This is a genomic window from Zoogloea sp. (assembly GCF_023150065.1).
Classification (GTDB): Bacteria; Pseudomonadota; Gammaproteobacteria; order Burkholderiales; family Rhodocyclaceae; genus Zoogloea.
Genome location: NZ_JAKLLN010000001.1, coordinates 30,359 through 56,947 on the forward strand (window position 1 = coordinate 30,359; position 26,589 = coordinate 56,947).

General features: G+C 66.4%; 24 protein-coding genes. 15 read left to right on the plus strand and 9 right to left on the minus strand.

Annotated features, from left to right (window positions below):
* Positions 1-2 precede the first annotated feature (2 nt).
* The 5 genes from gspF to L6Q67_RS00170 are packed head-to-tail and all read right to left on the minus strand — an operon-like array spanning position 3 to position 6,396.
* Positions 3-1,208: a type II secretion system inner membrane protein GspF gene (gene gspF, locus L6Q67_RS00150; protein ID WP_296563349.1), complete on the minus strand. Its 1,206-nt coding sequence runs from the start codon at positions 1,206-1,208 to the stop codon at positions 3-5.
* Complete coding sequence (gene gspE, locus L6Q67_RS00155; protein WP_296563352.1) at positions 1,205-2,671, minus strand: type II secretion system ATPase GspE; 1,467 nt, start codon at positions 2,669-2,671, stop codon at positions 1,205-1,207. The genes gspF and gspE overlap by 4 nt, the downstream gene beginning before the upstream one ends.
* Positions 2,668-4,896 (minus strand): type II secretion system secretin GspD, encoded by a 2,229-nt coding sequence (gspD, locus tag L6Q67_RS00160; RefSeq protein WP_296563355.1) that lies wholly within the window; start codon positions 4,894-4,896, stop codon positions 2,668-2,670. The genes gspE and gspD overlap by 4 nt, the downstream gene beginning before the upstream one ends.
* Complete coding sequence (locus tag L6Q67_RS00165; RefSeq protein ID WP_296563357.1) at positions 4,893-5,540, minus strand: type II secretion system protein N; 648 nt, start codon at positions 5,538-5,540, stop codon at positions 4,893-4,895. Before L6Q67_RS00165 ends, gspD begins: the two co-directional genes overlap by 4 nt.
* Before the next feature lie 43 nt (positions 5,541-5,583).
* Complete coding sequence (locus tag L6Q67_RS00170) at positions 5,584-6,396, minus strand: pseudouridine synthase (RefSeq protein ID WP_296563359.1); 813 nt, start codon at positions 6,394-6,396, stop codon at positions 5,584-5,586.
* Between the two features lie 201 nt (positions 6,397-6,597).
* On the opposite strand from L6Q67_RS00170, the gene L6Q67_RS00175 reads away from it, so the two are divergent.
* The 4 genes from L6Q67_RS00175 (at position 6,598) to L6Q67_RS00190 (ending at position 10,565) form a co-directional block, all read left to right on the plus strand.
* Positions 6,598-8,589, plus strand: a complete 1,992-nt coding sequence (locus L6Q67_RS00175; protein ID WP_296563362.1) for a hypothetical protein — start codon at positions 6,598-6,600, stop codon at positions 8,587-8,589.
* A gap of 147 nt (positions 8,590-8,736) precedes the next feature.
* Entirely contained in the window at positions 8,737-9,360 is a 624-nt protein-coding gene (locus tag L6Q67_RS00180) for a chemotaxis protein (protein ID WP_296563364.1), read from the plus strand.
* Positions 9,361-9,366: 6 nt separating this feature from the next.
* Positions 9,367-10,107: an MBL fold metallo-hydrolase gene (locus L6Q67_RS00185; protein WP_296563366.1), complete on the plus strand. Its 741-nt coding sequence runs from the start codon at positions 9,367-9,369 to the stop codon at positions 10,105-10,107.
* Between the two features lie 71 nt (positions 10,108-10,178).
* Positions 10,179-10,565 (plus strand): SirB2 family protein, encoded by a 387-nt coding sequence (locus L6Q67_RS00190; RefSeq protein ID WP_296563371.1) that lies wholly within the window; start codon positions 10,179-10,181, stop codon positions 10,563-10,565.
* Positions 10,566-10,568: 3 nt separating this feature from the next.
* Here the strand turns inward: L6Q67_RS00190 and fnr are convergent, their stop codons facing one another.
* Positions 10,569-11,303, minus strand: a complete 735-nt coding sequence (gene fnr, locus L6Q67_RS00195) for a fumarate/nitrate reduction transcriptional regulator Fnr (RefSeq protein ID WP_296565162.1) — start codon at positions 11,301-11,303, stop codon at positions 10,569-10,571.
* 119 nt (positions 11,304-11,422) lie between these two features.
* Here fnr and hemN point away from each other — a divergent pair, with 119 nt between their 5' ends.
* The 5 genes from hemN (at position 11,423) to ppa (ending at position 16,684) form a co-directional block, all read left to right on the plus strand.
* The gene (hemN, locus tag L6Q67_RS00200; RefSeq protein WP_296563374.1) at positions 11,423-12,817 is read left to right on the plus strand and encodes an oxygen-independent coproporphyrinogen III oxidase; all 1,395 of its coding nucleotides are present in this window, start codon (positions 11,423-11,425) and stop codon (positions 12,815-12,817) included.
* A gap of 98 nt (positions 12,818-12,915) precedes the next feature.
* Positions 12,916-13,632 (plus strand): sulfite exporter TauE/SafE family protein, encoded by a 717-nt coding sequence (locus L6Q67_RS00205; RefSeq protein ID WP_296563377.1) that lies wholly within the window; start codon positions 12,916-12,918, stop codon positions 13,630-13,632.
* Positions 13,633-13,652: 20 nt separating this feature from the next.
* Positions 13,653-15,848: a cation-translocating P-type ATPase gene (locus L6Q67_RS00210; protein WP_296563380.1), complete on the plus strand. Its 2,196-nt coding sequence runs from the start codon at positions 13,653-13,655 to the stop codon at positions 15,846-15,848.
* A gap of 11 nt (positions 15,849-15,859) precedes the next feature.
* Positions 15,860-16,066, plus strand: coding sequence for a heavy metal-associated domain-containing protein (locus L6Q67_RS00215; RefSeq protein ID WP_296563383.1), 207 nt, complete (start codon positions 15,860-15,862; stop codon positions 16,064-16,066).
* Between the two features lie 90 nt (positions 16,067-16,156).
* Positions 16,157-16,684: an inorganic diphosphatase gene (gene ppa, locus L6Q67_RS00220; RefSeq protein WP_296563386.1), complete on the plus strand. Its 528-nt coding sequence runs from the start codon at positions 16,157-16,159 to the stop codon at positions 16,682-16,684.
* A 51-nt stretch (positions 16,685-16,735) separates the two neighbouring features.
* On the opposite strand, the gene L6Q67_RS00225 is transcribed toward ppa, so the two are convergent.
* Positions 16,736-17,959, minus strand: coding sequence for an NAD(P)/FAD-dependent oxidoreductase (locus L6Q67_RS00225; RefSeq protein ID WP_296563389.1), 1,224 nt, complete (start codon positions 17,957-17,959; stop codon positions 16,736-16,738).
* A 124-nt stretch (positions 17,960-18,083) separates the two neighbouring features.
* On the opposite strand from L6Q67_RS00225, the gene L6Q67_RS00230 reads away from it, so the two are divergent.
* From L6Q67_RS00230 to L6Q67_RS00240, 3 genes are all read left to right on the plus strand, one after another.
* Positions 18,084-21,758 carry a DUF748 domain-containing protein gene (locus L6Q67_RS00230; RefSeq protein ID WP_296563391.1) on the plus strand — a complete coding sequence of 1,225 codons (3,675 nt, stop codon included), beginning with the start codon at positions 18,084-18,086 and terminating at the stop codon, positions 21,756-21,758.
* A 16-nt stretch (positions 21,759-21,774) separates the two neighbouring features.
* A complete protein-coding gene (locus L6Q67_RS00235) occupies positions 21,775-22,086 on the plus strand; it encodes a 4a-hydroxytetrahydrobiopterin dehydratase (protein ID WP_296563404.1) in 312 nt (103 codons plus the stop codon).
* Positions 22,087-22,205: 119 nt separating this feature from the next.
* Complete coding sequence (locus L6Q67_RS00240; RefSeq protein WP_296563408.1) at positions 22,206-23,135, plus strand: hypothetical protein; 930 nt, start codon at positions 22,206-22,208, stop codon at positions 23,133-23,135.
* A 12-nt stretch (positions 23,136-23,147) separates the two neighbouring features.
* Here L6Q67_RS00240 and smpB read toward each other — a convergent pair whose 3' ends face one another.
* On the minus strand, positions 23,148-23,594 hold the full coding sequence (smpB, locus tag L6Q67_RS00245) for an SsrA-binding protein SmpB (RefSeq protein ID WP_296563410.1): 447 nt from the start codon (positions 23,592-23,594) through the stop codon (positions 23,148-23,150).
* 67 nt (positions 23,595-23,661) lie between these two features.
* Here smpB and L6Q67_RS00250 point away from each other — a divergent pair, with 67 nt between their 5' ends.
* Together L6Q67_RS00250 and L6Q67_RS00255 are read left to right on the plus strand one after the other, a co-directional pair.
* Positions 23,662-24,099: a type II toxin-antitoxin system RatA family toxin gene (locus L6Q67_RS00250; RefSeq protein WP_296563413.1), complete on the plus strand. Its 438-nt coding sequence runs from the start codon at positions 23,662-23,664 to the stop codon at positions 24,097-24,099.
* A 1-nt stretch (position 24,100) separates the two neighbouring features.
* A complete protein-coding gene (locus tag L6Q67_RS00255; RefSeq protein ID WP_296563416.1) occupies positions 24,101-24,430 on the plus strand; it encodes an RnfH family protein in 330 nt (109 codons plus the stop codon).
* A gap of 25 nt (positions 24,431-24,455) precedes the next feature.
* Here the strand turns inward: L6Q67_RS00255 and L6Q67_RS00260 are convergent, their stop codons facing one another.
* Complete coding sequence (locus tag L6Q67_RS00260; RefSeq protein ID WP_296563419.1) at positions 24,456-24,932, minus strand: DUF4124 domain-containing protein; 477 nt, start codon at positions 24,930-24,932, stop codon at positions 24,456-24,458.
* 81 nt (positions 24,933-25,013) lie between these two features.
* On the opposite strand from L6Q67_RS00260, the gene guaB reads away from it, so the two are divergent.
* Positions 25,014-26,474 (plus strand): IMP dehydrogenase, encoded by a 1,461-nt coding sequence (guaB, locus tag L6Q67_RS00265; protein ID WP_296563422.1) that lies wholly within the window; start codon positions 25,014-25,016, stop codon positions 26,472-26,474.
* Positions 26,475-26,589: the final 115 nt, after the last annotated feature.

The window sequence follows — 26,589 nt, forward strand, 5'->3', positions numbered from 1 at the left end:
CCTTACTTCATCAGGGTGTTGATTTCGATGATGGGCTGCATCACGGCCATCACGATGAGCAGCACGAAGCCGCCCATGGCCAGGAGCAGCACCGGCTCCAGCAGGGCGGTGAGGGTGGCGGTGCGGTTTTCCAGTTCGGCCTGTTGCAGGCGGGCGGCGCGGTCGAGGAGCTCGTCGATGCGGCCGGTGGCCTCGCCGTTGGCCAGCATGTGGATGAGCAGCGGCGGAAACTGGCGGCTCGCACCGAGGGCCTTGGAGAGGGGCTGGCCTTCGCGCACCCGCTCGGCGGCCACGCCCACGGCGTCGGCCAGGGGCAGGCGGCTGATCACCTGGCGGCCGGCGTCCAGCGCCGCCAGCAGGGGCACGCCGCTACCGGCCAGGATGGACAGGGTGCTGGCAAAGCGGGTGGCGTCGAGGGTGCGCAGATGGCGCCCCAGCACCGGCAGGCCCAGCAGCCAGGCGTCCCAGCGGCGGCGCAGGCTGGTGTCACGCAGGGCGCTGCGCCCGGCCATGAAGGCGCCGACGATGGCAAGCACCAGCAGCCAGCCCCACTCGCGCAGCAGGGTGCTGACCAGGATCAGGCTGCGGGTGAGCAGCGGCAGGGCCTGCTTGCCCTGCTGGAACACGGACACCACCTGGGGCACCACGTAGGTCATCAGGCCGACGATGACCAGCAAGGCCACGCTGGCGACGATGGCCGGGTAGAGCAGGGCCTGGAGGGTCTTGGTGCGCAGGGCGTGGCTGCGGTCGAGGTAGTCGGCCAGCTGGTTCATGACCTTGGCCAGCTCGCCGGATTTCTCGCCCGCGGCCACCGAGGCCCGGTACAGGGTGGAGAAGGCCTGGGGGTAGCGGTCGAGGGCGGCGCGCAGGCTGTAGCCGGCCAGGATCTCGGAGCGTACGCCGGCCAGCAGCTGGCGGGTCGATTCGCTCTCGGCCTGCTCGATGAGGGCGGCGAGGGCCTGCTCGACGGTGAGGCCGGAGGCCAGCAGGGTGGCCCACTGGCGGGTGAGCAGGGTGAGGTCGGCGTCCTTGAGCTTGCGCCGGACAGACTTGTTACCCGCCGCGCCGTGGGCCACCGAGGCCACTTCCAGCGGATACAGGCCGCGCTCCCGGAGCAGGCCGCGGGCGGCCTTGCCGGTGTCGGCTTCGAGGACGCCGGTGGCTTCCTTGCCGGCGGCGTCGAGGGCGCGGTAACGGAAGGCGGTCATTCGCGGGTGACGCGGAGCAGCTCTTCGGCCGAGGTCTGGCCGCTGGCCAGCAGGCGCAGGCCGTCGTCACGCAGGCTGCGGGTGCCGTGGGCCAGGGCGTGGGCGCGAAGTTGGGCTTCGTCGGCGCCGGTGTGGATCAGGCGCTGGAAGGCTTCGTCGGCGACGATGAGTTCGTAGATGCCGCTGCGGCCGGCATAGCCGGTGCGCGAGCAGTCGGGGCAGCCGGTGGCGTGCCACAGCTGCGCGGGGGTGTCCGGCCCGAGCAGCTCGCGGTCGGCCGTGCTGCTGGGGCTGGCATTGCGGCAGGCCGGGCACAGCTTGCGCACCAGGCGCTGGGCCAGCACGCCGCGCAGGGTGGAGGCGAGCAGGAAGGGCTCGACGCCCATGTCCACCAGCCGGGTGACGGCGGAGGCGGCGTCGTTGGTGTGCAGGGTGGCCAGCACCAGGTGCCCGGTGAGGCTGGCCTGCACGGCGATCTGGGCGGTCTCCAGGTCGCGGATTTCGCCGATCATGATCACGTCCGGGTCCTGGCGCAGGATGGCGCGCAGGGCCTTGGCAAAGCTCAGCTCGATGCGCGGATTGACCTGGATCTGGCCCACGCCGGGCAGGTCGTATTCCACCGGGTCTTCGACGGTGACGATGTTGCGGCGCTTGGCGTCCATGCCCTGCAGGGCGGCGTAGAGGGTGGTGCTCTTGCCCGAGCCGGTGGGGCCGGTGACGAGGAGGATGCCGTGGGGTTCCTTGAGCAGGTTGGCGAAGGGGCGCACGGTGTCGGCGGCCATGCCCAGGCTGTCCAGGCTGCGCTGGCCGTTGCCCTTGTCGAGCAGGCGCAGCACGATGCGTTCGCCGTGGGTGGTGGGCAGGGTGGACACCCGCACGTCCACCTGCCGCCCGGCCAGGCGCAGGGCGATGCGGCCGTCCTGGGGCAGGCGCTTCTCGGCAATGTCGAGGCTGGCCATGATCTTGATGCGCGAGGCCATGGCGGCGTGGAGCGCCCGGTGCGGCTGGGCCACGTCCACCAGCACGCCATCGCGGCGGAAGCGCACCACCGAATGGCGCTCGTAGGGCTCGATGTGGATGTCGCTGGCCTGCTGGCGCACCGCCTGGGTGAGCAGGGCGTTGATCATGCGGATGATTGGGGCGTCGTCCTGAGTGTCGAGGAGATCCTCGACGGCCGGGAGTTCGGTCATCAACTGGGTCAGGTCCACTTCCTGCCCTACATCGGCCACCACCTCGGCGGCGTTGTCCTCGGCGCCGGAGTAGGCCTCGGCCAGGCGCGCCTCGAAGGCGGCGCGGCCGACGCTTTCGATCTGCAGGGGCAGACCCAGGCTGCGCCGCACTTCGGCCAGGGCCGTCAGGTCGGCACCCTCGCGCATGAGCACCTCGGCGCGCTCGCTGCCCAGGCTGGCAACGAGCACGCCGTGGGCCTTGGCGAAGGCGTAGGGCAGGGCGGGGGCGCTCATGGGGTGTAGGCGGGCGTGGCCTGCTGGGGGGCGGGTATCGCCGGCGCAGCTTGGGGCGGATTGTCCTTGGGGCGGTTGAAGGGCACGGCCGGTGGCGGGCTGCCCGGCGGCGGGAGTTCCGGCGGGTTGGGCTCGCCGCGCATCAGCGCGTCGGCCCGGTCGTTGGCGCGCTGCTGGCCGATCACGTAGTTGTAGCGGTCGGCGGAGATGCCCTGGATGCTGGCGGCGTCACGCAGGATCACCGGACGCAGGAAGACGATCAGGTTGGTCTTGCCGCGCTTGCGCGAGTCGTAGCGGAAGAACTGGCCAAGGTAGGGCAGGTCGCCGAGCAGCGGGACTTTCTCCTGGCCGCCGCTGTAAGTGTCTTCCACCAGGCCGCCCAGGGCGATCATGGCGCCGTCATCCACCAGCACGGTGGATTCGATGGAGCGCTTGGTGGTGGTGGGGCCGGTGGTGCTGGTGGCGGTGGAGTCGATCACCGAGGAGGCTTCCTGGTAGATCTGCAGGCGCACCGTGCCGCCTTCGGAGATCTGTGGCTTGACCTTCAGGGTCAGGCCCACGTCGCGGCGCTCGACGGTGGTGAAGGGGTTGGCGGTGGCGGTGTTGCCGGTGGTGGCGTAAGTGCCGGTGACGAAGGGCACGTTGCGGCCGACGACGATCTTGGCTTCCTCGTTGTCCAGGGTGACGAGGTTGGGCGTGGACAGGATGTTGGCCTTGGTGTCCGACTCCAGGAAGCGCGCCAGCATGTTCAGGTTGGCAATCTCGCGCCCGCCGACGGTGATGGTGCCGCTACCCAGCAGCAGGTTGAGGCCATTGCCGGGCAGGGTGGTGGAACTGCTGGAGGCCAGGCTGGTGGCCAGGTTGAGGATGTTGTTGCCGCCGCTGTTGAAGGTGGTGCCGCCGAAGGCCGTGGTCGAGCCGAGCTTGCCGGCCTGCCACTGGATGCCGATCTCGGCGGCTTTTTCGGTGCTGACTTCGGTGATCAGGGCTTCCACATACACCTGGGCGCGGCGCCGGTCGAGCTGCTCGATGACCTTGCGCAGGTTGTTGTAGATGGCTTCCGGCGCGGTGATGATCAGCGCGTTGCTCATCGGGTCGGCCTGGACGATGCCATTGCCGGTGGCGCCTGCGCCGCTGCCGGTCGTGCTGGTGTTGCTGAAGGACGGGGTACTGCCGACACTCGAGCCCGTGCTGGTGGCACTGCCACTGGTGCTGCTGCCGGTGGCGCTGGGGGCGAAGCTGCTGGTGGAGCTGCTGCTGCCGGTGCTGCCCTGGCCGGTGTTGCCCGCCTCGCCGGAGAGCACGGCACGCAGGGTCTGGGCGACCTTGGTGGCCTCGGCGTTCTTCAGGTACACCACGTGGATGTTGCCGGCCGCACCGGGCTGGTCCAGGTTGGCCACCAGCTGGCGCACGGCGTTGAGCTTGGAGGGGTTTTCCGAGCGCACCAGCAGGCTGTTGGTGCGCGGGTCGCCGATCACCGAGACCCGCTGGCTGGCGTCGCCGCCGACCCCGGGTGTCGCACCGAGGCTGCCGCTGCCTGCGTCGTTGAGCAGGCGATTGACCGTCTGAGCGAGATCCAGCGCCGAGGCGTGCTTGAGGTTGATCACCCGCATGTCGCCCTGGGGGACGTCGATGGATTCGATGATGCGGGCGATGCGGCCGATGTTCTCGGCGTAGTCGGTGACCACCAGGGAGTTATTGCCCGGGTAGGCAGTGACGGTGTTGTTGGGGGACACCAGGGGGCGGATCACCGGTACCAGCTGGGAGGCCGATTCGTGGTGCAGGGTGAACACCTGGGTGGTGAGGCGGTCACCGCCGCCGGCGCCCTGGCCCTTGCCCACAGGCACGGCGTGCAGCTTGGCATCGGCCTCGGGGACGATCTTGGTGATGCCCTGGCCCTCGATGGCGGCATAGCCCTGCAGGCGCAGCGCCGAGAGCAGGATTGAGTAGCTCAGATTGCGCGGCACCGGCCGGGCCGTGACGATGTTGAGGGTGCCCTTGACCCGCGGGTCCACCACGAAGTTGCGCCCGGAGATCCGGGAGATGGCCTGGATCACGGCGCCGATCTCGGCATTCACGAAGTTGAGGGACACCGTCTCGCCGGTGCCGGCCTCGTTGGCCAGGGCTGGTACGGCCGGCAGGGCGAGGGGCAGGGCCACGGTGGTGACTAGGCAGGCGGCAAGAAGCCGGCGGGCGAACCCCGGGGTGCAGCGGGCGTGTTTCATTGGCTGGGGACGGGTTGAACCTGAAAGCCGGCAGGAAGGCCGATGGGAGAGGGGCGCGGGCCCGAGTCCGGTGCTTCGGTGTTGTTGTCGGTGATGGAAGGGGCTTGCAGCGGGGGCAGCTGGCCAATGCCTGCGGGCACGGGGCCGTTGCCCGGCGGGGTGCCAGGGCTGCCCCGCTCGGTGAGGCGGACGGTCTGGGTGCCACCGCCGGCGGTGATCTGGATGCTGTCGGCCAGAACCCGGGCAAGACGGACGCCGGGGTGAAGCTCCTGGCCCTCGACGATGCCCTGCTGGGGGCCGCCGTCAATGGTCAGTACGGCCCAGCCCGGGCGGCCGCCGCTGCCTGTCACCACCGCCTGCAGGGCATAACGGCCGGGTGCGGCGACGGCCGGGCCGACCGTGCCGGGGCGTGTGGCGGCATTGCCCATCAGGTGCCGGCTGGCGATGGCCTGGGCTGCGAGTTGCGGATCGCTGGGGCTGGCCACCGGCAGGGCCGGTGGGCGGGGTGCGCTGAAACGCCAGAAGAGATCTGCGCCGACCCAGGCCGTGACCGACAGGGCCGCCCCCCAGGCAAGCACGGGGCCGATGCGCGTGGCGGACTGCCAGTTGAGGCGGGTTGGATCGAGACGTTGGGAAAGCTTCATCGGGCGCGCAACACAAAAGACCGTGAATCTTATCCGGCCTGTGTTACGGGCGAAAGCTCAGAGTTGTCGCAGGGTATGTGGCGGGCTGCACCACGGGCGGCGGCCCGGTGTGTTCAGGGGGGCAAAGCCCCGGGGGCAGGGCCGGGCCCCAGCCCAGGGCGTCGATGACCCGGGCGAAGTCACCGTCCACGGGGGCGACCAGATCGAGGACGCGGCCATCCACCGGGTGGCTCAACTGCATCCGGGTGCAGGCCAGCAGCATGCGCTGGTTGCCGAACAGGTCCTGGAACAGCCGGTTGTGGCGGCCCTTGCCGAAGGTGGCGTCGCCGATGATGGGGTGGGCGAGGTGCTTGAGGTGGCGGCGGAGCTGATGGCGTCGCCCGGTGAGGGGCTTGAGTTCGACCAGGGCGTAGCGGCTGGTGGGGTAGCGATCGACGGCGTGGGGTAGCTCGCAGGTGGCCAGACGGCGGTAGTCGGTGATGGCGTCCTGGGCCTCGTCGGTGCTGCGGCGGTCCACCCACTCGGCGTCGTCGCGGCGGCGGGTCAGGGCGTGGTCGATGCGGCCGGACTCGGGCGGGTGGCCCCGCACCACGGCCAGGTAGGTCTTGTCCACCTCCTGGCGTTCGAACTGCCCGCCCAGGGCGCGGGCGGTGTCCTTGTCGAGGGCAAACACCAGCACGCCCGAGGTGCCCCGGTCGAGGCGGTGGGCGGGGTGCACGTGGCGCCCCAGCTGGTCGCGCAGCAATTGCACGGCGAAGCGGGTTTCGTGGCGATCGAGCTCGCTGCGATGCACGAGCAGCCCCGAGGGCTTGTGGATGACGACCATGTGGTCGTCCTGGTAAAGGATGGGGAGCATGGGCGGGAGGATAACCGGCTTGCCTGTCCCGGGTGGGGCTCCAGGCAATTGTGCACATGAACAAAATCTGGGTGGCTGGGTCATACTCGACCTATGCAAGATACCCAGCCCATGACTCCGGACCACGTGATGGCGTGCATTCATGCCGCCCTCCCTCTCTCTCGCCATCAGCAGAGGCATCTGCCGGGCCTGGCCAGGCGGTTGTCTGCCCTCATCCAGGCCGACCATCTCCCCGACCGGATGGATGCCTGGCTGGCCCTGAATGCCTGGTTGTCACGAGGCAAGTTGTGGGACGACGTGTATATCGACGCTGCCGACGTGCATGGCTCCGCCACCCAGCGCTTTGCCGTGCTGATGGATGTGCTGGCGGCCAACCCGCCCCTGGCGGCGGCCCTGCGCCGGGCCCTCGGGGCCATCCTCGACGAGACCGAGGGGGCCAACCTGTTCGGGGAAGTCGGGATTCCCAGTGATCGGGGCTTCCTGTCGGAGCTGGGGGATCGGACGACCTCCAAGCTGATCCCGTCACCCCGGGACGATCACGATCTCGGGCATCTGATGAGCCGGAGCTATCCCAACCGGCGTGATCTGACCCTGATCCGCGGGTTGCAGCCCTCCACCCTGCAGCGGGCGGTGGATCTGCTTTTCCCGGCGGATGAACCGGAGATGACGGCAGCGCTGGAGCGGGCCATGGCCGACGGCTTCCGCCTGCTGCTGGCCCGCGTCCAGGGGCAGGGTCTGTCCCTCAAGCTGCGGGCCCGCAGCCTGCCCGGGCCGGTTGCCCGTTCGCCCTTCAAACGCCTGGCGGCGAGCGGTGAAAACCTGCTCTGCGCGTGGGAGCAGGGACGCCTCTCCGGGGCTCTGCTTGAGGCGTGGGAAGCCGATGTGGTGGCCTGCCGGGAAGAGATGCAGATGATCTCGACGCGCCTCGAATCCGAAGGCATCAGCGTTGATATCGTGTATGGCCTCGATGTGCTCGAACGTTGCCTGGGCCGCATGGAGGCCATCGTGGCGGTGATGAGCACGGGCCGGGAGGCCCCCGGGCCGGTGCTGGCCCTGCTCCAGCAGCTGGCCTACGCCGCCCATGACAGCACCAGTCTGCGCCACCTTGTGCGCAGCAACCTGCAGCGCCTGCAGCGGCGCATCGTCGACCGGGCGGGCAAGACCGGTGAGCACTACATCGCCGACAACCCGGCCGAGTATCGCCACATCTGGGTTGCTGCAGCGGGAGGGGGGCTGCTGACGGTGGGCACCGCAGCGATGAAGATGGCCGTTGCCGGAGCGGGTCTGGCCCTGTTCATGGAGGGGCTGGTGTCGGGAGTCAATTATGCGGTGAGCTTCCTGATTCTTCAGGCGCTGGGCCTCATGCTGGCCACCAAGCAGCCGGCCATGACCGCCGCCGCCTTCGCGGCGATCATCCGTGACCGCAAGGGCGCCGAGCGCCTCGACGTGATCGTCGACTACGCCGCATGCATCTGCCACTCCCAGCTGGCTGCGACCATTGCCAACGTGGTGGTGGTGGCCACCGGGGCCTACGCTTTCGATGCCACCTGGCAGTGGGTTACGGGGCATTCCTTCCTCAGTCACGGGGAAGCCACCTACGTCTTTCATGCCCTCAGTCCGGTGGATAGCGGCACGGTGTTCTACGCTGCGCTTACCGGCTGCATCCTGTACGCCGCGGCGTTGATCGGTGGCTGGGTGGATAACTGGGCGGTCTATCACCGGCTGCCCCAGGCGATTGCCGAGCACCGGCTGGGCAACCGCTTCGGCCGCCTGCGCATGATCCGGCTTGCCGGGGTGGTGTCCCGCAACATGTCGGGTTGGGCCACCAACGTGTCCCTGGGGCTGATGCTGGGCATGACACCGGTGCTCGGCAAGTTCTTCGGCCTCCCCCTGGATGTGCGTCACGTCACCCTCAACTCGGGCATCCTCAGTCTCGCCACCTCGGCGCTGGAGGTGGAGTGGGTGGGCACGGGGTTGTTGTCCCTGGCCATTCTCGGGGTGGCCGTGATGTTCGTGCTCAACCTCGGGGTCAGCTTTGCCCTTTCCCTGTGGACGGCGGTGCGTGCCTATGACCTTTCCCGGGACGATCTGCGGGAGCTCCGCCGACGTTTGTGGCACCGCTTGCGCACCCGTCCGCGGGATTTCCTGATGCCGCCGCGCCGTCAGGACGTAGCGGCCACCTCTGTCCCCTAGCAGACGGATCGGGGCGGACTCAAGCTTGGGCCCGGGCCGCCGTTAATCCCGCACAACACCGGTATCTCCCCCGCACCTGGCGGGGGATGCCGCGTGAACCTGACGTCCCCGAGTCCTGCTGCGGCCTGCGCCGCATGAGAGTTCAGCATGAACGCGCCAGACCGAAACCTGCACGTGAAAGCCCCCGGCGTGAGCGAGCTCGCGCGCATCGTGCGGGTCAATGAAGAGATCAAGGCCATCGTGTCCACGGCCTTCCGCATCAACCTGATGGCCCTCAACGCGATCTTTCTGGCCAAGCGGGCGGGCAACGCAGCCCTCGGCTTCGGGGTGCTTTCAAATGAGTTGCGGCGCTTCGCCCAGGAGCTGACCCGGCACATGGCCACCCTCCGGGACATGACCTCCGGCTCGGTGGGTAGTGTGACCGGCGTGGTTCAGCAGCAGCGCACATCGGCCATCCTGGCCGCAGCCATCCGCCTCAGCGGCGACGGTGTGCCGGGTGTACGGGAGGCCCGGCGGCGCGGTGCAACGCGGCTGGCCGAGCAGCAGGCCTGCCTGCGCTCCCTGGACCTGCGCCTGCGTTCGGCGGTGGAGGAGACCCAGCAGCTGGTCGAACTGGGGGGCGTGCTGGCCCGCTCCGCCAAGATCGAGGCCGCCTATGGTGGCACCTTCAGCCCGGCGCTGATGCAGGTTTCGACAGATTTTGCGGAAGTGATCGCGCAGATCAAGCGGTCACTGGAAATACTCGGCAAGGAACGCCTCGTAAAGGATTAGGACACCATGAAGCAGGCCCACTGCATCTATCAGGAAGACGATCACCGCTGGCTCGCCATCGCCCGCGATGCGACCAAGCCCGGCTACATCATCGACACCAACGAATACGTGGTGGTGAATGGCGACGAAGCCCTGCTGTGCGATCCGGGCGGCATCGAGATCTTTCCGGCAGTGTTCTCGGCGCTCTCTGCCGAGTGCGATCCGACCCGGCTGGCGGGCATCTTCTCGTCCCACCAGGATCCGGACATCATCTCGTCCCTGGCCCTGTGGCTGGAGTTCAAGCCTGACCTCAAGTGCTACACCAGCTGGCTGTGGCAGTCCTTCCTGCCCCACTTCGGGGGCCAGGACAGCACCTTCATCCCCATCCCCGATCCCGGCATGACCATCCGCCTGGGCGGGCTGGAGCTCCAGGCCATTCCCGCCCACTACCTGCACTCGTCAGGCAACTTCCACCTCTACGATCCGAAGGCCAAGATCCTGTTCTCCGGGGATGTGGGCGCTGCCCTGCTGCCGGCGGATCACAACGGGCTCTACGTCGAGGATTTCTCCCGCCACATCCGCCACGCCGAAGCTTTCCACAAGCGCTGGATGGGCTCCGACCGGGCCAAGCGTGACTGGTGTGAGCGGGTCTCCCGCATGGAGATCGACATGCTGGTGCCCCAGCACGGGGCCATCTACCAGGGCGCCGACGTGCAGCGCTTCATCAACTGGTTCGCGGCACTGGAAGTCGGCGTGCTGCGGGGATAAAGTCGGGGGCCCGCGGTGACGGGCCCGGCGTGACGATGGGCGTGTCGCCGGAACACTCTATCCGAGGCGACATGTACCTGGCTCTCAAGCACTTCCATATCAGCTGCGTGGTTCTCAGCATTGCCGGCTTCACCCTGCGGGGCTGGTGGTCGATGACCGGATCTCCCCTGCTGCGGGCCCGAGCGACCCGCGTTCTGCCCCATCTCATTGATTCCTGCCTGCTGGCCAGCGCGATTGCCCTGGCCTGGATGGCGGGTTTCGTTCCGTTCGTGGATGGCTGGCTGACGGCCAAGATCTTTGGCCTGCTTGCTTACATCGGCCTCGGTGCCGTCGCCCTCAGGCCGGCACGGCCGCGCATTCAGCGCGCCCTGGCCTTTGCCGGCGCGCTGGCGGTGTATGCCTACATTGTTTCCGTCGCAATCACCAAGAGCCCGCTCGGCTGGCTGGGCCTGGTCTGACGATCAGGCCGTGTGGTGGTTGAGGATGCGCTTGAGCCCCGGCGTGTCGAGGATGCGGATGTGCTTTTGCTGCACGGCCACCAGGCCTTCGTCCTGGAAGCGCGAGAAGGCCCGGGAGACAGTCTCGAGCTTGAGCCCGAGGTAGGAGCCGATTTCATCCCGGGTCATGCGCAGGTGGAATTCTGACGGCGAGAAGCCCCGGGCCGTGAAACGCTGGGACATGTTGAGCAGGAAGGCGGCAAGACGCTCTTCGGCCCGCATGGAGCCGAGCAGCATCATGACGCCGTGGTCACGGACGATCTCGCGGCTCATGATCTTGTGGAACTGGTGCTGCAGGCTCTCCACCTGGCGGGACAGCTCCTCCAGCCGGCCGAAGGGGATCACGCAGACTTCGCTGTCCTCCAGCGCAATCGCGTTGCAGGAATGCTGCTCGGTGCTGATGCCATCGAGGCCCAGCACTTCGCCGGTCATCTGGAAGCCCGTCACCTGGTCACGACCGTCCTCAAGGATCACATCGGTCTTGAAGGACCCTGCGCGAATCGCGTAGATGGCTTCGAAGGAGTCACCCGAGCGGTACAGATGTTGTTGCCGCTTGATCTTGCGGCGGCTGCCGACGAGCTCGTCGAGCTGGTTGACCTCGCCCGGATCGAGGCCGAAAGGAAGGCACAGCTCCCGCAGGTTGCACTGGGAACAGGCCGTCTTGATTTCCACCACCGTCACCGGCACTACCGATTTCATCTGCACGCGCAATCACCTGAACTGTGTGGTTAAACCAAGGTTTGGAGCCCTTTGATCCACGTCAATACGATTTTTGGACGATTCTGCGATTGTTTCGTGCAACCAACAGAAGTCTCTCCATGAACACTACACAAAAAGATCTGATCTTCGATCCGGACCTCATCCGCAAGTTCGATGTGAATGGGCCGCGCTACACGTCCTATCCCACTGCGGACCGCTTTGTCGAGGCTTTCAACTCCGACGCGCTGGGGGATTGGCTCGGGAAACGTACGATCGGCGGGATCGGCAAACCGCTCTCATTATACTTCCACATCCCCTTCTGCAATACGATCTGCTACTACTGCGCCTGTAACAAGATCATCACGAAGGACCACGGGCGCTCGGCCAAATACCTGGCCTATCTCGAGAAAGAGGTGGATCTTCAGGCCGCCAGCCTTGAAGGCCCGCGGGACGTCCTGCAGCTTCACCTGGGAGGCGGCACGCCCACCTTCCTGTCCCATGACGAACTGCGCCAGCTGATGGGCATCGTCAAGAAGCACTTCACCCTGGTGCCGGATGGCGAGTACTCCATCGAGGTCGACCCCCGCAAGGTCGATGAAGCCACCGTGGCGCTGCTGGCCGAGCTGGGTTTCAACCGCATGAGTGTGGGCATCCAGGATTTCAACCCGGACGTCCAGAAGGCGGTCAACCGGGTACAGAGCGAGGAAGAGACCAAGCTGGTCATCGACGCCGCCCGCGCCCACGGTTTCAAGTCGGTGAGCGTGGACCTGATCTATGGTCTGCCCAAGCAGAACGTCATCAGCTTCAATCGCACCCTCGAGCAGATCCTGGCCCTGTCGCCTGATCGCCTGTCGATCTACAACTACGCCCACCTGCCCAGTCTGTTCAAGCCCCAGCGCCGCATCGTCGATGCCCAGCTGCCTTCCGGTGAGACCAAGCTGCAGATCCTTCAGCTGGCCATCCGCCGGCTCACCGAGGCGGGCTATGTGTATATCGGCATGGACCACTTTGCCAAGCCGACCGACGAGCTCACCACCGCCCAGCGCCAGGGGCGGCTGCACCGCAACTTCCAGGGCTACTCCACCTACGCGGAGTGTGACCTGCTGGCTTTCGGCGTGTCGGCCATCGGCAAGGTGGGCCCCACCTACGCCCAGAACGTCAAGACCCTCGACGAGTACTACGACATCCTCGACTCCGGTCGCCTGCCGGTGCTGCGGGGCATCGAGCTGACCCCGGACGATCTGCTGCGCCGGGCCATCATCCAGGCCCTGATGTGCCACTTCGAGCTGTCCATCGAATCCATCGAGATCGCGCACCTGATCGATTTCAAGCAGTACTTCGCCGCCGAGCTGGCCGATCTGCAGGAGATGGAGAAGGGCGGATTGCTCAAGATCGACGAGCAATGGATCTCCGTGCTGCCGGCCGGTCGCATGCTCGTCCGGGCCATCGCCATGGTCTTCGACCGTTACCTGCGCTCGGATCGCGAGCGCACCCGCTACTCCAAGGTGATCTGAGCAAACCTGCCCGGCTGGTGCCGGGCTAGAATGCCAAGGCAAGTGCGACTCCCAGCGCCCCGTGCTTCCGCGGGGCGCTTTGCTTCTAGGTCTGGAACATGCCCGAAACCGGCTATCTCGCAGTCTTTCTGATCGGCCTCCTGGGGGGTACCCATTGTGTCGGAATGTGTGGGGGCATCGTCAGCGCCCTGACGGTGAATACTGTCCGCATGCCCGGCGAGTCGCGTCGCGAGTGGCCCCTGCACCTGGCTTACAACATCGGCCGTATCGCCAGCTACACCCTGGCGGGGGCTGCCATGGGCGCCATCGGTACGGTGGGCATGCTCTTCAACGACATCCTGCCCATCCAGTTGGGTCTGTATGTGGCCGCCAACCTGATGCTCATTGCCTTGGGCCTCTATCTCACCGGCTTCACCCGCGCCCTGTCGGGGGTCGAGCAGCTGGGCCATCGTCTGTGGGCGCGCATCCAGCCCCTCACCCGGCGCTTCCTGCCCGCCCGTACCGTTGCCCAGGCCCTGCCTCTCGGGCTGCTGTGGGGGTTCCTGCCCTGTGGCCTGGTGTATAGCGTGCTGGCCACGGCGCTGGTCACCGGTGCTGCCGAGCGGGGTGCGATGCTGATGCTGGCTTTTGGCCTGGGCACGCTGCCCAATCTCCTGCTGGCCGGCCTGCTGCTCAAGCGTCTGAAGGATTTTGTGCGGAACCGCGCGGTACGGACGGGGTCTGGACTGGTGGTGCTGGCATTCGGGGTGTATGGCCTGGTGACGGCGCCGACCCTCGGCAGCAACCTCTGGAATGGGGTTGTCTGCCACTTCTGACACAGGTAGGGAGCAGTACGGTGAGCCAGGACGTGCAGAGCGATTTTTCCGTGAGCGGCATGACCTGTGCAGCCTGTGCCGCGCGCCTCGAGAAGGTTCTGAATCGCCTGCCCGGTGTCGAGGCGAGCGTCAATTTTGCCGCGGAAACCGCGCGTGTCCGCTATGCGCCCGGCACGCTTGAGCCGGCGGCGATCATTGCGGCCGTGGCCAAGGCCGGCTTTGCCGCAACCCCCGTGACCGTGCGCGACCGGGAGGCCGACAAGGCCCGCAAAGCCGGCGAGGTGGCCGCCGAGCTGCGGCTGTTCTGGCTGTCGGCCGGGTTCAGCTTTCCCTTTCTCATCCAGATGTTCGGCATGTTCGGTGCCGACATGGCGGGCAGCCATCATGCGGATCTGCTGCCCCGCTGGCTGCAGTGCCTGCTGGCCACGCCCGTCCAGTTCTGGATCGGCAGGCGTTTTTACACCGGTGCGTGGGCGTCCCTGCGCGGTGGCGGTGCCAACATGGATGTGCTGGTGGCCCTGGGCACCAGCGTGGCTTACTTTTTCAGTCTGGCGGTGGTTGTCCTTGGGCGCCACGACCTGCATGTTTACTTCGAAGCCTCGGCAAGCATCATCACCCTGGTGCTCCTCGGCAAGCTGCTGGAGGCCCGTGCCCGTGCCCGCACCTCGGCGGCCATCGAGGCCCTGCTGCGCCTGCAGCCACCGATGGCGTGGATCGAGGAGGCGGGGCAACTGGTCGAGGTGCCGGTGGAGCGGGTGGTGGTCGGCAGTGTTTTCGTGCTGCGTCCGGGGGACGCGGTTCCCGTCGATGGCCTGGTGCTGGAGGGGGCATCGTCGGCTGACGAGGCCATGCTCACCGGCGAGAGTGTGCCCGTTGCCAAGGTGGCCGGCGATCAGGTCTTTGCCGCTACGCTGAACGGTGACGGTGTGCTGCGTTGCCAGGCTACCGGCGTCGGCGCCGAGACCCTGCTGGCGGGCATCGTGCGTCTCGTGGAGCAGGCACAGGGGGGCAAGCCGGCGGTGCAACGCCTGGCCGATCAGGTGGCTGCCGTCTTTGTGCCGACGGTGGTGCTGATCGCGCTCATCACCTTTCTGGGCGGGTGGTGGTTCGGTGGCGAGCTGGCGCCGGCCCTTGTCAATGCGGTTGCCGTGCTGGTGATTGCCTGCCCCTGCGCGCTGGGCCTGGCCACGCCGACGGCGGTGATGGTCGGGACGGGGCAGGGGGCCCGCGCCGGCATTCTCGTCAAGAACGCCGAGGCGCTGGAGCTGGCCGAGAAGATCAAGGTGCTAGTGGTGGATAAGACCGGTACGCTCACCGAAGGCCGTCCGGCCGTTCTCGATGCACGGATGGTGGCCGGTGTGGCCCGCGACGACTTGCTGGCCCTGGCCGCCGGGCTGGAGCAGACCAGTCACCATCCACTGGCCCGTGCTGTGGTCACGGCCGCCCAAGAGGCCGGTGTGGTGCTGAGCCTGCCCGAGGCGGTTCAGGCTGTCAGCGGCAAGGGGGTCACCGGACGGGTGGGCGACCGGAGGGTGGTGGTGGGTTCGCCCGATTTTCTGGCTGCCCAGGGTTCGCCCCTGCCGGCCGAGCTGCTCGAGCCCTTGCTCGGGGCGGCGCTGACACCGGTTGGTGTGGCCGCAGATGGCAAGGCGCTCGGTGCGCTGGGGCTCGCCGACCCCCTGCGGTCCACTTCAAAGGCGGCAGTGGCGCGCTTGCAGGGCCTGGGGGTGCGTGTCGTGATGCTGACCGGCGATCACCCCGCGGTGGCGGCACGGATCGCGGCTGAAGCGGGGATCACCGAATTTCGTGCCCAGGTCATGCCGGAAGGCAAGGCCGAGGCCGTCACGGCCTTGCGGGGCGAGGGCCTGGTCGGAATGGTGGGGGACGGGATCAATGATGCGCCGGCACTGGCGGCGGCGGATGTGTCCTTTGCGATCGGAGCCGGTTCCGACGTGGCCATCGAGGCCGCCGACCTGACCCTGGTGCGCAACGACCTGGCCGGGGTGGCCGATGCGATCTCCCTGTCCCGGGCAACCCTCGGCAAGATCCGCCAGAATCTGTTCTTTGCCTTTATCTACAACATCCTCGGCATTCCTGCGGCGGCCTTCGGGCTGCTCAACCCGGTGATCGCGGGCGCGGCGATGGCCATGAGTTCGGTGTCGGTGGTGAGCAACTCCCTGCTGCTCAGACGCTGGCGCCCCGGAAAATCAGACTGAAAGGAAACACGATGGAAGAGGTGCTCATCAAGGTGGCCGGCATGAGCTGCCAGGGCTGTGTGAAGAACCTGACCGGAGCCTTGTCGGCCACGCCGGGGGTGACCAGCGTGGCGGTTTCGCTGGAGCAGGGCGAGGCACGGGTTGGCTATGATCCGGCGCAGGTCTCCGCCAATGCCCTGCGCACGGTGGTGGAAGACTGTGGTTTTGACGCGAGCTGACCGGATTTCCGCCATCAGGGTTTATCCGATGTGAGCACTGCTCACATATAATGCTGCGCTGTCTTACATCTAATAACGGGAGGTAGTGATATGGGTTTCGATCAGGTCAAGGCCGGCAAGGACGTTCCGAACGACATCAACGTGATCATCGAGATCTCCGCTCAGGGCGATCCGATCAAGTTCGAGGTGGACAAGGATAGCGGCGCGATCTTTGTTGACCGCTTCATGGGTACGTCCATGCGTTACCCGATCAACTACGGCTATGTGCCCCACACCATCGCCGGCGATGGCGACCCGGTGGACGTGCTGGTGGTCACCCCCTTCCCTCTGGCCCCGGGCGTGGTCATCCGCTGCCGCCCCGTCGGCGTGCTAAAGATGGAAGACGACGGCGGTGTTGACGCCAAGGTCGTGGCGGTTCCCGTCTCCAAGCTGACCCCGCTGTACGATAAGGTTCAGACCACCGATGACCTGCCCGAGCTGCTGATGAAGCAGACCGTGCACTTCTTCGAGCACTACAAGGATCTGGAGCCGGGCAAGTGGGTCAAGATCCTGGGCTGGGGTACCGTCGAGGAAGCCAAGCAGGAAATCCTGAACGGCATCGCCGCTGCTGCCAAGTAAGCTGTCGCGTCCGTTGCACGAAAAGGCCCGCCGCATGCGGGCCTTTTTACTTCAGGCGGCCAGCCCGGCCGCGTGGCCCGAGGCCCAGGCCCACTGGAAGTTGTAGCCGCCCAGGTGGCCGGTGACATCCATCACTTCTCCTACAAAGTACAAGCCGGGCACGTCGCGGGCCTCCATGGTCTTTGACGACAGGGCGCGCGTATCCACCCCGCCCAGGGTGACCTCCGCCTTGGCGTAGCCGAGGGTGCCGTTGGGGGTGATCGCCCAGCCGGACAGGGCGGTGGCGATGGCGTCCAGTTCCCGGGCGTTGAACTGGTGGGTGGGTTTGTTCCAGCCCCGCTGCTCGCACCAGGCCTGGGCAAAGCGCTTGGGCAGGCGTTCGGTGAGCAGGTTGGCCAGCAGGCTCTTGCTGCGGGCACGCTCCCCCAGCCAGTCGCGGACGTTTTCGGCCGGAAAGAGATTGACCGTGACCTGGCTGCCTCCATCCTCATCGCCGTAGTCCCGTGCCTGCCAGTAGGACGAGGCCTGCAGGATCACCGGCCCCGACAGACCCCGGTGGGTGAACAGCAGGTTCTCCCGGAAGCGCCCGGCCCCGCACTCGGCCACCGCATCGAAGGCCATGCCCGAGAGCTCCTTGTAGATGGCGAGCTCCTCCGGCGGCAGGGTCAGGGGCACCAGGGCTGGTTTGGGGGGAACGATGGCGAGCCCGAACTGTTCGGCAATCCGATAGCCCAGGGGGGTGGCGCCGATCTTGGGAATGGACAGCCCGCCAGTGGCCACCACCAGGCTGGCGCAGGTGAATCGACCGTGGTTGGTCTCGAGAACAAAACGCGCGTCCGGCTCGCTGCCCGAGGCGACCGACTGGAGCGTGCACGGCATGGCCCAGCTCACCTGGCCCTCGTCGCATTCGGCGCGCAGCATGTCGATGATGTCCTGGGCCGAGTCGTCGCAGAAGAGCTGGCCGTGCTCGCGTTCGTGCCAGGGGATACCGTGCCGGTCCACCAGCCCGATGAAGTGCGCCGGGGTGTAACGGGCCAGGGCCGAGCGACAGAACTGGGGGTTGCGCGACAGGTAGTTCGCCATACCCACGTCAACATTGGTGAAATTGCACCGCCCGCCACCGGAGATGCGGATCTTTTCGGCAAGCTTGCTTGCGTGGTCGAGGATCAGTACCCGTCGTCCGCGCTGGCCGGCTTCGGCGGCGCACATCATGCCGGCGGCACCAGCGCCGATCACGATCACGTCGTAGCGGGAATGCCTGTCAGGGTGGTTCATGGTGGTGGGGCGAAGGGGGCGGGAACGGGCCCGGAGGATAGACTGCGGCTTGCGTTACGGCAAACACCGCGCAGAACTTCATTTCCAGCACTGTCTTCCCCTGCTAGGCTTCCGGAATACAGGAATGCTCGCCCGCGCAACTGGCGCGGAGAAAAAGGGACACGACGAGATGGGACAGAACGTGCGCGTGGCCGGTCGGCCGGTCAGATGGGCACTGTGGGGCGCAGGCGTTCTTGCTGCGGTGGGTGTGGCCGGTTTCCTGATCGCGCCGCCGCTGGTCAGATCGGCGGCCGAGAGCACCCTGTCCGATCTGCTGCACCGGCCGGTGAGCATCGAGGGTGTCTCCATCAATCCCTATACCCTGTCGGCCGAAGTCCGTGGTTTTCGCATGCAGGAGCGGGACAGTGACGCGACGGCGGCAAGCTTTGCCTCGCTGTACGTCAATGTCGAGCTGGAATCCCTGTTCCGCGGCGGGGTCGTGGTCGAGGAGCTCAAGCTCGTTGAACCGGTGATCAGTGTGGTTCGCCTTGAGGGCCGGCGCTTCAACTGGTCGGATGTGATCGACGAGATCCTCAGCAAGCCGGACGATGGTTCTTCCAGCCACTTTGCCGTCAATAACATCCGCATCGAAAAGGGGCGGGTCGATTTTGACGACAGGCCCGAGGGCAGCAAGCACGCCCTGACCGAAGTCGAGCTCGGCCTGCCCTTCGTCTCCAACATGCCGTCCCACGTCACCACGTTTGTCGAGCCGCTGCTCGCGCTGAAGGTGGATGACGCGCCCTTCGAGGTTCGCGGCAAGACGCTGCCCTTTTCGGCGAATCGGGAGTCCCTGGTCAAGCTGCGGATCGATCGTTTCGACCTGACCCGTTACGTGGATTACATTCCTGGCGAGAAGACCTTCCGCCTGCCCGGTGCGCATTTTTCCAGCGATCTGGAGCTGCGCTTCGCCCAGCCCCCCGGCGGTGCGCCTGATTTGAGCGTGAAGGGCACACTGGGCCTGGACGGGGTGGAGATCCAGCACGCGGATGGCAGCCCGGCCATCAAGCTGGGCGCCGTTCGGGTGGGGGTCGACAAGTTTGCTCCCCTGGTCGGTGAACTGGCCCTCGGTACCGTGTCCATCGACAAGCCCGAGCTCAGCCTGAGCCGCAACCGGGACGGCCAGCTGAGCCTGCTCGCCCTGGTGCCCAAGCCGGGCCCCGGGCCCCGCACGCCCGACCCGCAGGGCACGCCCGCGGCACCGGCGAGCCCACCCAAGCCCAAGCCGTTTTCCCTGTCCCTGGCCGAGTTCACGCTTGCGAGTGGCCGTGTCCGTCTCACCGATGATCTGCCTGCCGGCCCTTACCGCAAGACCCTGCAGGATCTGCACCTGTCCTTGCGTCGGCTGCGCCTGCCGGGCGGCGAGCCAGCAGCCGTGGATTTCGGCTTCGCCACCGAGTCGGCGGAAACCTTTGAACACAAGGGCAGTGTCGTCCTCGAGCCCCTCAAGGCGAGCGGCACGCTGGTCGCCTCCGGTGTCGATGTCCCGGCCCTGAAGCCTTATCTCGAGGCCGCCCTCAAGCAGACCGAAGTGCTGTCGGGCAAGGTCGATGCCCGGCTTGCCTACGACGTGTCCCTGGCCGGGGGCGAGCCCAGGATCGGGCTGAAGGCCGAGTCCCTGAAGCTGAGCGACCTGGGCCTTCGCCTCAAGGGCGAAAAGCAGCCGCTGGCCCGTGTCGGCCTGCTGGAGCTGCGGGATGCGGACGTGGACGTGGCGGGCCGCAAGGTCGTGCTTGGCGAGGTCCTGGGCAAAGCGACGCGGCTTGGTCTGGTGCGGGGCAAGGATGGGCTGTTGAACGTTCAGCGTCTTGCTGGTGAGGCTGGTGCCGGTGGTGCGGTGGCAGCGGCAAAGCCGAAGCCGGCTGCTGCCAGGGGGCGCGTCAGTGGAGGTGCCCCCGCCGGGGACTGGCAGGTGGAGGTCAGGCGTGTCGCCCTCGACGATTGGGGGGTGAGGCTGGAGGACCAGACCCTGGCTCCCGCCGTGGTGCTCAATGTCGAGCCCCTGAGCCTGAAGGTGGAGGGCTTGACCACGGCGAAGGGCGGCAAGGCCAGGGTGAACCTGCAGGCGGCGGTGAACAAGCGTGGCCAGGTTGGTGTGGCGGGCACGTTGGGGCTGGCGCCGCTGGCCGGCAGCCTGGATCTGGACATGAAGGCCGTGGATCTGGCCATGCTTCAGCCCTATGTGACGGAGAAGGTCAAGATTGCGATCACCCGCGGCAATGTCACTTCCCGCGGGCAGCTGGCCTTCGAGCTTCCGGCGGCCGGTGGCGTCAAGGGCGGCTTCAAGGGCGCCCTCACGATCGGCAACTTTGCCTCGGTGGACAAGCGTAATGCCACCGATTTCCTCAAGTGGAAATCCTTGCATTTCGGCGGCATGGACATCCGTCTGTCACCGCTGGCCGTCAGCATCGACGAGATCGCCCTGAGTGATTTCTATACCCGGCTGATCCTCGATGCCCAGGGTGGGCTGAACATCCGTGAGATCACTGCCCAGCAGGCTGCCGAGAAGAAAGAGGCGGCCGCGGTGAAGGCAGCGGCCGAGGCCAGCGCACCCGCCCAGCCGCTGCCACCCATCCTGATCAAGCGCATCACCCTGCAAGGGGGCAACATTGCCTACAGTGATCGTTTCATCCGCCCCAACTACGACGCCAACCTGACGGGCATGGGCGGGCAGCTCCGGGGGCTCTCGTCCGATCCGGGGACCATTGCCGAGCTGGATCTGCGGGGCCGGGTGGACAACGCCGCACCGGTGGAGGTGGTGGGCAAGCTCAACCCCTTCCGGCAGGACCGGGCCCTCGACATCCATGCGTCGGTGAAGGACTTCGAGCTCTCCGGGGTGTCCACCTACTCGGCCAAGTATGTGGGCTACGGTATCGAGAAAGGCAAGCTGTCCGCCGATCTGAAGTACAAGGTTGAAGACCGCAAACTCACCGCCACCAACGAGATCTTCCTGGACCAGCTCACCTTCGGCGAGCAGGTGGACAGCCCGAACGCGCTCAAGCTGCCGGTGCTCCTGGCCGTGTCGCTGCTCAAGAACAGTCGGGGCGAGATCGACCTCAAGCTGCCGGTCGGTGGCTCCCTGGATGACCCGGAGTTCAGCGTCGGGGGCCTCGTCTTCAAGGTCATCGTCAATCTCATCGGCAAGGCCCTGACTTCGCCCTTTGCCCTGCTGGGCTCCGTGTTTGGCGGTGACAGCGAGGAGCTGGCGTGGGTGGATTTCGACCCCGGCTTTGCCCGGGTGCCGGAGTCTGCCGAGGCCAAGCTGAAGGCCATCTCCCGTGCCATGACCGACAAGCCCGGCCTCAAGCTCGACATCGCCGGGCGGGTGGATACCCTGAATGATCCCGAAGGCCTCAAGCGGGCCCTGCTGCTCGGCAAGGTGGAGGCCCTGAAGGTGAAGGACATGGCGAAGAAGGGTGAGGCCGTGGAGGACGGCGGACGGGTGTCGATTGCGCCGGCCGAGTACCCCGTGCTGCTCGGCCGGGTCTATGCCAGCGAGAAGTTTCCCAAACCCCGCAACATGATCGGCCTGACCAAGGAGCTGCCCGTGGCCGAGATGGAAAAGCTGATCCTCGCCAGCATCCAGGTCGGTGACGACGAACTGCGCCTGCTCGCCCAGCAGCGGGCCCAGGCGATCAAGGGCTGGCTGGTGGAGCAGGGCAAGGTGCCGGCCGAGCGCGTCTTCCTCCTCGCCCCGCGCAGCGGTGACGATGGAAAGCAGCCCAAGGCCCGGGTGAGCCGGGTCGATTTTTCCCTGCGTTGATCCTCAGGAGCCGTACATGAGAGTGCAAAAACTCGATGCCGCCGCACGCCTGGCGGCGCTCGCCACGCTGACGGGCTGGCAGGTGCCCCCGGAGCGGGACGCCATCCGCAAGGTCTATCGCTTTGCCGACTTCAACACGGCCTTTGGCTGGATGAGCCGTGTCGCCCTGATGGCCGAAAAGCTCGACCATCATCCCGAATGGTTCAACGTCTATGGTCGGGTCGAGGTCGTCCTCAGCACCCATGATGCGGGTGGTCTGACGGCCCTTGACATCCAGTTGGCGGCCTTCATGGATGCCGCTGCAGCCCTATGCGGCAGTGCGGCATGATTGTCTGCGCCGAGGGTGCTACCCTTCGGCCACCGGATCTGTAGTTTTCAGCGATTTCGGCGTTCATGGAGTCTGGGCCGACAAAAATAATCCGGACAATCCGAGGGAGAACACAGCTGATGCATCTGACGTTTGACTGGAGCGGAGCCCTGAAACGTTCACGCGTGCGCACCGAGTCGTCGGGGGTAGAGCAGGCGGAAGACCGACGTACCTGGAAGCGCTTTCCCTATGGTGACCGGATCTACCGCTACGGTGGTACGGCACTCCAGAGCAACTGGTTGCGCCTGCATCGTGGAGATCGGGAACCCTATCCTTCAGCCGACAGCCTGGGCGCGCTGTTGCAGGCCAATCCTGCGCTGCAGCCCAGCGTGGCTGCACCGGAAATCGTCGTTCCGCTGCTGGAGGAGGCCTGGCGTGCCTATCACGCAGGTGATTTCGCCGATGCGGTGGATCGTGGCTTGGCCGCCGGGCCCGTCGGGCTGGTGGTGTCGGCCCGGGCTGCAGCGGTCTATGCCTCGCATCTCGAAGAGAACGAGGCGCGGCGGGTGGCCATCCTCCGCGATGTGGTGGAGTCCTGTTCTGCGCTGGTGCAACTGGCGCCCAACTGGGCCAGTGCCTGGTACGTATACGGACTGGCGCTGGGGCGATTCAGTCAGCACATCTCGGTGGTCCGGGCTCTGGCCCAGGGGCTGGGCGGAAAGGTTAGGGATAGCCTGCAGAAGGCCATCGACCTGGAGCCCGGGCATGCGGATGCCCACGTGGGGCTGGGGGTGTATCACGCCGAGGTGATCGACAAGGTGGGCGCGATGATGGCGGCCTTCACCTACGGTGCCCGCCGTGATGCGGTCACCGAGCATTTCGAAGCGGCGCGGGCCCTGCACCCCCAATCGCCGGTGGTGCTGGCCGAATACGCACGGTCTACGGCGTTGGCCTTCGGCAACCTGTACCAGGGGCGCGCCCACCAGATCTTTGGTGAGGCGGCCGCCTGCCAGCCCGCCGACGCGCTGGAGCGGCTGGATGTGGAGTGGGCCCTCGGCGAAACCGAATAGGGCCCCGTCCGATCAGACCTTGGCGCGCACCAGGCGTGCCTTTTCGCGAACCCAGTCGCGTTCCTTCTCGGTCTCGCGCTTGTCGAACTGCTTCTTGCCCTTGGCCAGACCCACGGTAGCCTTCACCCGACCTTTGGTGTAGTGGAGGTCGAGGGGCACGAGGGCGTAGCCGGCGCGCTCCACCTTGCCGATCAGCTTGGCGATCTCCTCGGCGTGGAGCAGCAGCTTGCGGGTGCGGGTCGGATCCGGGTGGATGTGGGTCGAGGCGGACTCCAGCGGCGTGATGTGCATGCCGACGATGACGATCTCGGTGCCACGGATCACCACGTAGCTTTCCTTGATGTTGGCGCGCCCGGCGCGAATGGCCTTGACCTCCCATCCCTCCAGTACGAGGCCGGCTTCGTACTTGTCCTCGATGAAGTAATCGTGGAAGGCCTTGCGGTTGTCGATGATGCTCATTGGCGTAGGCTTGAACGGACGCGTAAAATCGCGCATTTTAACAGCTCGGTAGTCCGCCCGCGCCCCGATGGCAGCCGTCAAGAAAATTGTCCTGATCGAGTTCACGCCGGCCCAGATGTTCGATCTGGTGGATCGTTGCGAGGATTACCCCAAGTTCCTGCCCTGGTGTGGCGGGAGCGAGGTGCATGCCCGCGACGAAAAAGTCACCAAGGCCACACTCCACATCAACTACCACGGCATCAAGTCCCACTTCAGCACCGAGAACGACAAGGACTACCCCCGGCACATGCATATCCGCCTGACCGACGGCCCTTTCACCCATCTCGATGGCAGCTGGGACTTCACCCCCCTGGGGGATGCCGCCTGCAAGGTCGAGTTCAACCTGCACTACGAGTTCTCCAGCCGTCTCATCGAGAAGGCGGTCGGCCCGGTGTTCAGCCACATCGCCAACACTTTCGTCGATTCCTTCGTCAAGCGTGCCGGGCAGATCTACATCAGGAGCTGAGATGAGCGATTCGATCAACGTGGATGTCTGCTACGCCCTCCGCGACCGCCAGGAGATCGTGCATCTGCGCCTGCCTGAAGGGTGTACGGTGCAACGGGCCATCGAGGCGTCGGGCCTGCTCCAGAAACACCCCGAGATCGATCTCGCCAAGGGCAACAAGCTCGGTGTGTTTGCCAAGCTCGTCAAGCCCGACACCGTGCTGCGGGACAAGGACAGGGTCGAGATCTACCGGCCGCTGATCGCCGACCCGAAGGAGGTGCGGCGCAAACGCGCCGAAGAGGGCAAGGTGATGAAGAAGGGCGGAGGACCGGCCGAAGACGCTTCGGCCTGAATGTCGCGGGCCGCGCCGGGCGGCCTTACTTGCAGTTCTTTTCCAGGGTGGCGCGGGTGTGCTCGGCTTCGGCGGCGCGTTCGTCGTCACTCATCATGATGACCTCGCCCGCATCGTTGTAGCGGCCCATGCGCTGTCCGTTGCTCACGCCCGCCAGGTAGCGGCGCAGGTCGGCACATTCCTTCTGCTTGCGCTCGTCCTCGATCTGGTCCTTGCGTGCCTTGTCCTCGGCCTCGGCCGCCTCGGCCCGGCGCTTGCGGAAAGCCTGTTCCTTCTCGGCGTAGGTTTCGCCGACGATGGGCCGGGGCTGGCCCGGGGTGCCTGCCGCGGGGGCCGTCGGCGCCAGGGGGGCCTGGCGGATGGTGCGCGTCTTGCTGCCTTCGGCGGGGGGCGTGTCGGAGTAGTGCACCCGGCCGTTGGCATCCTTCCAGCTGTAAATGCTCTGAGCGGCAGCGGAGGTGGCCGCGCAAAGCAGCAGCATGGAAAGCAGTTTGTGGAACATTGGAGACTCCGTCAGGACAAAGCTTTTGCCGGTAAGCGGCAAGCTACGTATAATACGGATTTGATTCAAGGGATTAAAGCTATGCGAGTGATTCAGAAGGCGCTGACGTTCGATGACGTCCTTCTCATCCCCGCCCATTCGAGCGTTCTCCCGCGCGACGTCAGCCTCCAGACGAAACTCACGCGCAACATTACCCTGAATATTCCCCTGGTGTCCGCGGCAATGGACACCGTCACCGAAGCACGCCTCGCCATTGCGCTCGCGCAGGAAGGCGGGATCGGGATCGTTCACAAGAACCTCACCCCGAGACAGCAGGCGGCCGAGGTGGCCAAGGTAAAACGCTTTGAATCGGGCATCCTCAAGGATCCGATCACCATCCCGCCGACCATGACGGTCCGCGAGGTGCTCACCCTGACCCGCACCCACAAGTTCTCCGGCCTGCCGGTGGTGGATAACGGCAAGGTCATCGGCATCGTCACCAACCGCGACACCCGCTTCGAGACCAATCTCGATCAGCCCGTCTCCGCCATCATGACCCCCCAGGCCCGTCTGGTCACGGTCAAGGAAGGTGGCAGCCTCGATGAAGCCCGTGCCCTGATGCACAAGCATCGCCTCGAGCGCGTGCTGGTGCTCAACGACGCAGGCGAGCTGGCCGGCCTCATCACCGTCAAGGACATGATGAAGTCCACCGAGCACCCGCTCGCCGCCAAGGACAGCCTGGGCCGCCTGCGCGTGGGCGCTGCCATCGGCGTGGGCGCCGGCACCGAAGAGCGTGCCGAGCTGCTGGCCGAGGCCGGTGTGGACGTGATCGTCGTGGATACCGCCCACGGTCACTCGCAGGGTGTGCTCGACCGGGTCAATTGGGTCAAGAAGAACTTCCCGCAGGTCGAAGTCATTGGCGGCAATATTGCCACGGCGGCGGCGGCCCTGGCGCTGGTCGAAGCCGGCGCCGATGGCGTCAAGGTCGGCATCGGCCCGGGCTCCATCTGCACCACCCGCATCGTTGCCGGTGTCGGCGTGCCGCAGATCACCGCGGTGGACAACGTGGCCACGGCGCTGGCCGGTTCCGGCGTGCCGCTGATTGCCGACGGCGGCATCCGCTACTCGGGTGACATCTCCAAGGCCATCGCCGCGGGGGCCAATGTGGTCATGCTGGGCGGCCTGTTTGCCGGCACCGAAGAGGCGCCGGGCGAGACCGTGCTGTTCCAGGGCCGTTCCTACAAGTCCTACCGGGGCATGGGTTCCCTGGGCGCCATGCAGCAGGGCGCGGCCGACCGTTACTTCCAGGAGAACGACGGCAACGTGGACAAGCTGGTGCCCGAAGGCATCGAAGGTCGCGTGCCCTACAAGGGCGCCGTGACGGCGGTGATCCACCAGCTGATGGGCGGCCTGCGCGCTTCCATGGGCTACGTGGGCTGCGCAACCATCGACGAAATGCGCTCCCGCGCCGAGTTCGTCGAGATCACCTCGGCCGGCATCCGTGAATCCCACGTCCACGACGTGCAGATCACCAAGGAAGCACCGAACTACCACGTGGATTGAGGCATTTAGGTCTCGTGGCAGGCAAAGGGCAGCCTTCGGGCTGCCCTTTGTACGTCCGGGTTGCGTCCTGGCGTCATCCGCCGGTTGTCGGCGGTGGGCATCATGACGAGGATCC

What these genes read in the sequence shown, in the direction of transcription:
- gspF (WP_296563349.1), bottom strand. Translation starts at nt 1,208, where the DNA reads ATGACCGCCTTCCGTTACCGCGCCCTCGACGCCGCCGGCAAGGAAGCC.
- gspE (WP_296563352.1), bottom strand. Translation starts at nt 2,671, where the DNA reads ATGAGCGCCCCCGCCCTGCCCTACGCCTTCGCCAAGGCCCACGGCGTG.
- gspD (WP_296563355.1), bottom strand. Translation starts at nt 4,896, where the DNA reads ATGAAACACGCCCGCTGCACCCCGGGGTTCGCCCGCCGGCTTCTTGCC.
- L6Q67_RS00165 (WP_296563357.1), bottom strand. Translation starts at nt 5,540, where the DNA reads ATGAAGCTTTCCCAACGTCTCGATCCAACCCGCCTCAACTGGCAGTCC.
- L6Q67_RS00170 (WP_296563359.1), bottom strand. Translation starts at nt 6,396, where the DNA reads ATGCTCCCCATCCTTTACCAGGACGACCACATGGTCGTCATCCACAAG.
- L6Q67_RS00180 (WP_296563364.1), top strand. Translation starts at nt 8,737, where the DNA reads ATGAACGCGCCAGACCGAAACCTGCACGTGAAAGCCCCCGGCGTGAGC.
- L6Q67_RS00185 (WP_296563366.1), top strand. Translation starts at nt 9,367, where the DNA reads ATGAAGCAGGCCCACTGCATCTATCAGGAAGACGATCACCGCTGGCTC.
- L6Q67_RS00190 (WP_296563371.1), top strand. Translation starts at nt 10,179, where the DNA reads ATGTACCTGGCTCTCAAGCACTTCCATATCAGCTGCGTGGTTCTCAGC.
- fnr (WP_296565162.1), bottom strand. Translation starts at nt 11,303, where the DNA reads ATGAAATCGGTAGTGCCGGTGACGGTGGTGGAAATCAAGACGGCCTGT.
- hemN (WP_296563374.1), top strand. Translation starts at nt 11,423, where the DNA reads ATGAACACTACACAAAAAGATCTGATCTTCGATCCGGACCTCATCCGC.
- L6Q67_RS00205 (WP_296563377.1), top strand. Translation starts at nt 12,916, where the DNA reads ATGCCCGAAACCGGCTATCTCGCAGTCTTTCTGATCGGCCTCCTGGGG.
- L6Q67_RS00215 (WP_296563383.1), top strand. Translation starts at nt 15,860, where the DNA reads ATGGAAGAGGTGCTCATCAAGGTGGCCGGCATGAGCTGCCAGGGCTGT.
- ppa (WP_296563386.1), top strand. Translation starts at nt 16,157, where the DNA reads ATGGGTTTCGATCAGGTCAAGGCCGGCAAGGACGTTCCGAACGACATC.
- L6Q67_RS00225 (WP_296563389.1), bottom strand. Translation starts at nt 17,959, where the DNA reads ATGAACCACCCTGACAGGCATTCCCGCTACGACGTGATCGTGATCGGC.
- L6Q67_RS00230 (WP_296563391.1), top strand. Translation starts at nt 18,084, where the DNA reads ATGCTCGCCCGCGCAACTGGCGCGGAGAAAAAGGGACACGACGAGATG.
- L6Q67_RS00235 (WP_296563404.1), top strand. Translation starts at nt 21,775, where the DNA reads ATGAGAGTGCAAAAACTCGATGCCGCCGCACGCCTGGCGGCGCTCGCC.
- L6Q67_RS00240 (WP_296563408.1), top strand. Translation starts at nt 22,206, where the DNA reads ATGCATCTGACGTTTGACTGGAGCGGAGCCCTGAAACGTTCACGCGTG.
- smpB (WP_296563410.1), bottom strand. Translation starts at nt 23,594, where the DNA reads ATGAGCATCATCGACAACCGCAAGGCCTTCCACGATTACTTCATCGAG.
- L6Q67_RS00250 (WP_296563413.1), top strand. Translation starts at nt 23,662, where the DNA reads ATGGCAGCCGTCAAGAAAATTGTCCTGATCGAGTTCACGCCGGCCCAG.
- L6Q67_RS00255 (WP_296563416.1), top strand. Translation starts at nt 24,101, where the DNA reads ATGAGCGATTCGATCAACGTGGATGTCTGCTACGCCCTCCGCGACCGC.
- L6Q67_RS00260 (WP_296563419.1), bottom strand. Translation starts at nt 24,932, where the DNA reads ATGTTCCACAAACTGCTTTCCATGCTGCTGCTTTGCGCGGCCACCTCC.
- guaB (WP_296563422.1), top strand. Translation starts at nt 25,014, where the DNA reads ATGCGAGTGATTCAGAAGGCGCTGACGTTCGATGACGTCCTTCTCATC.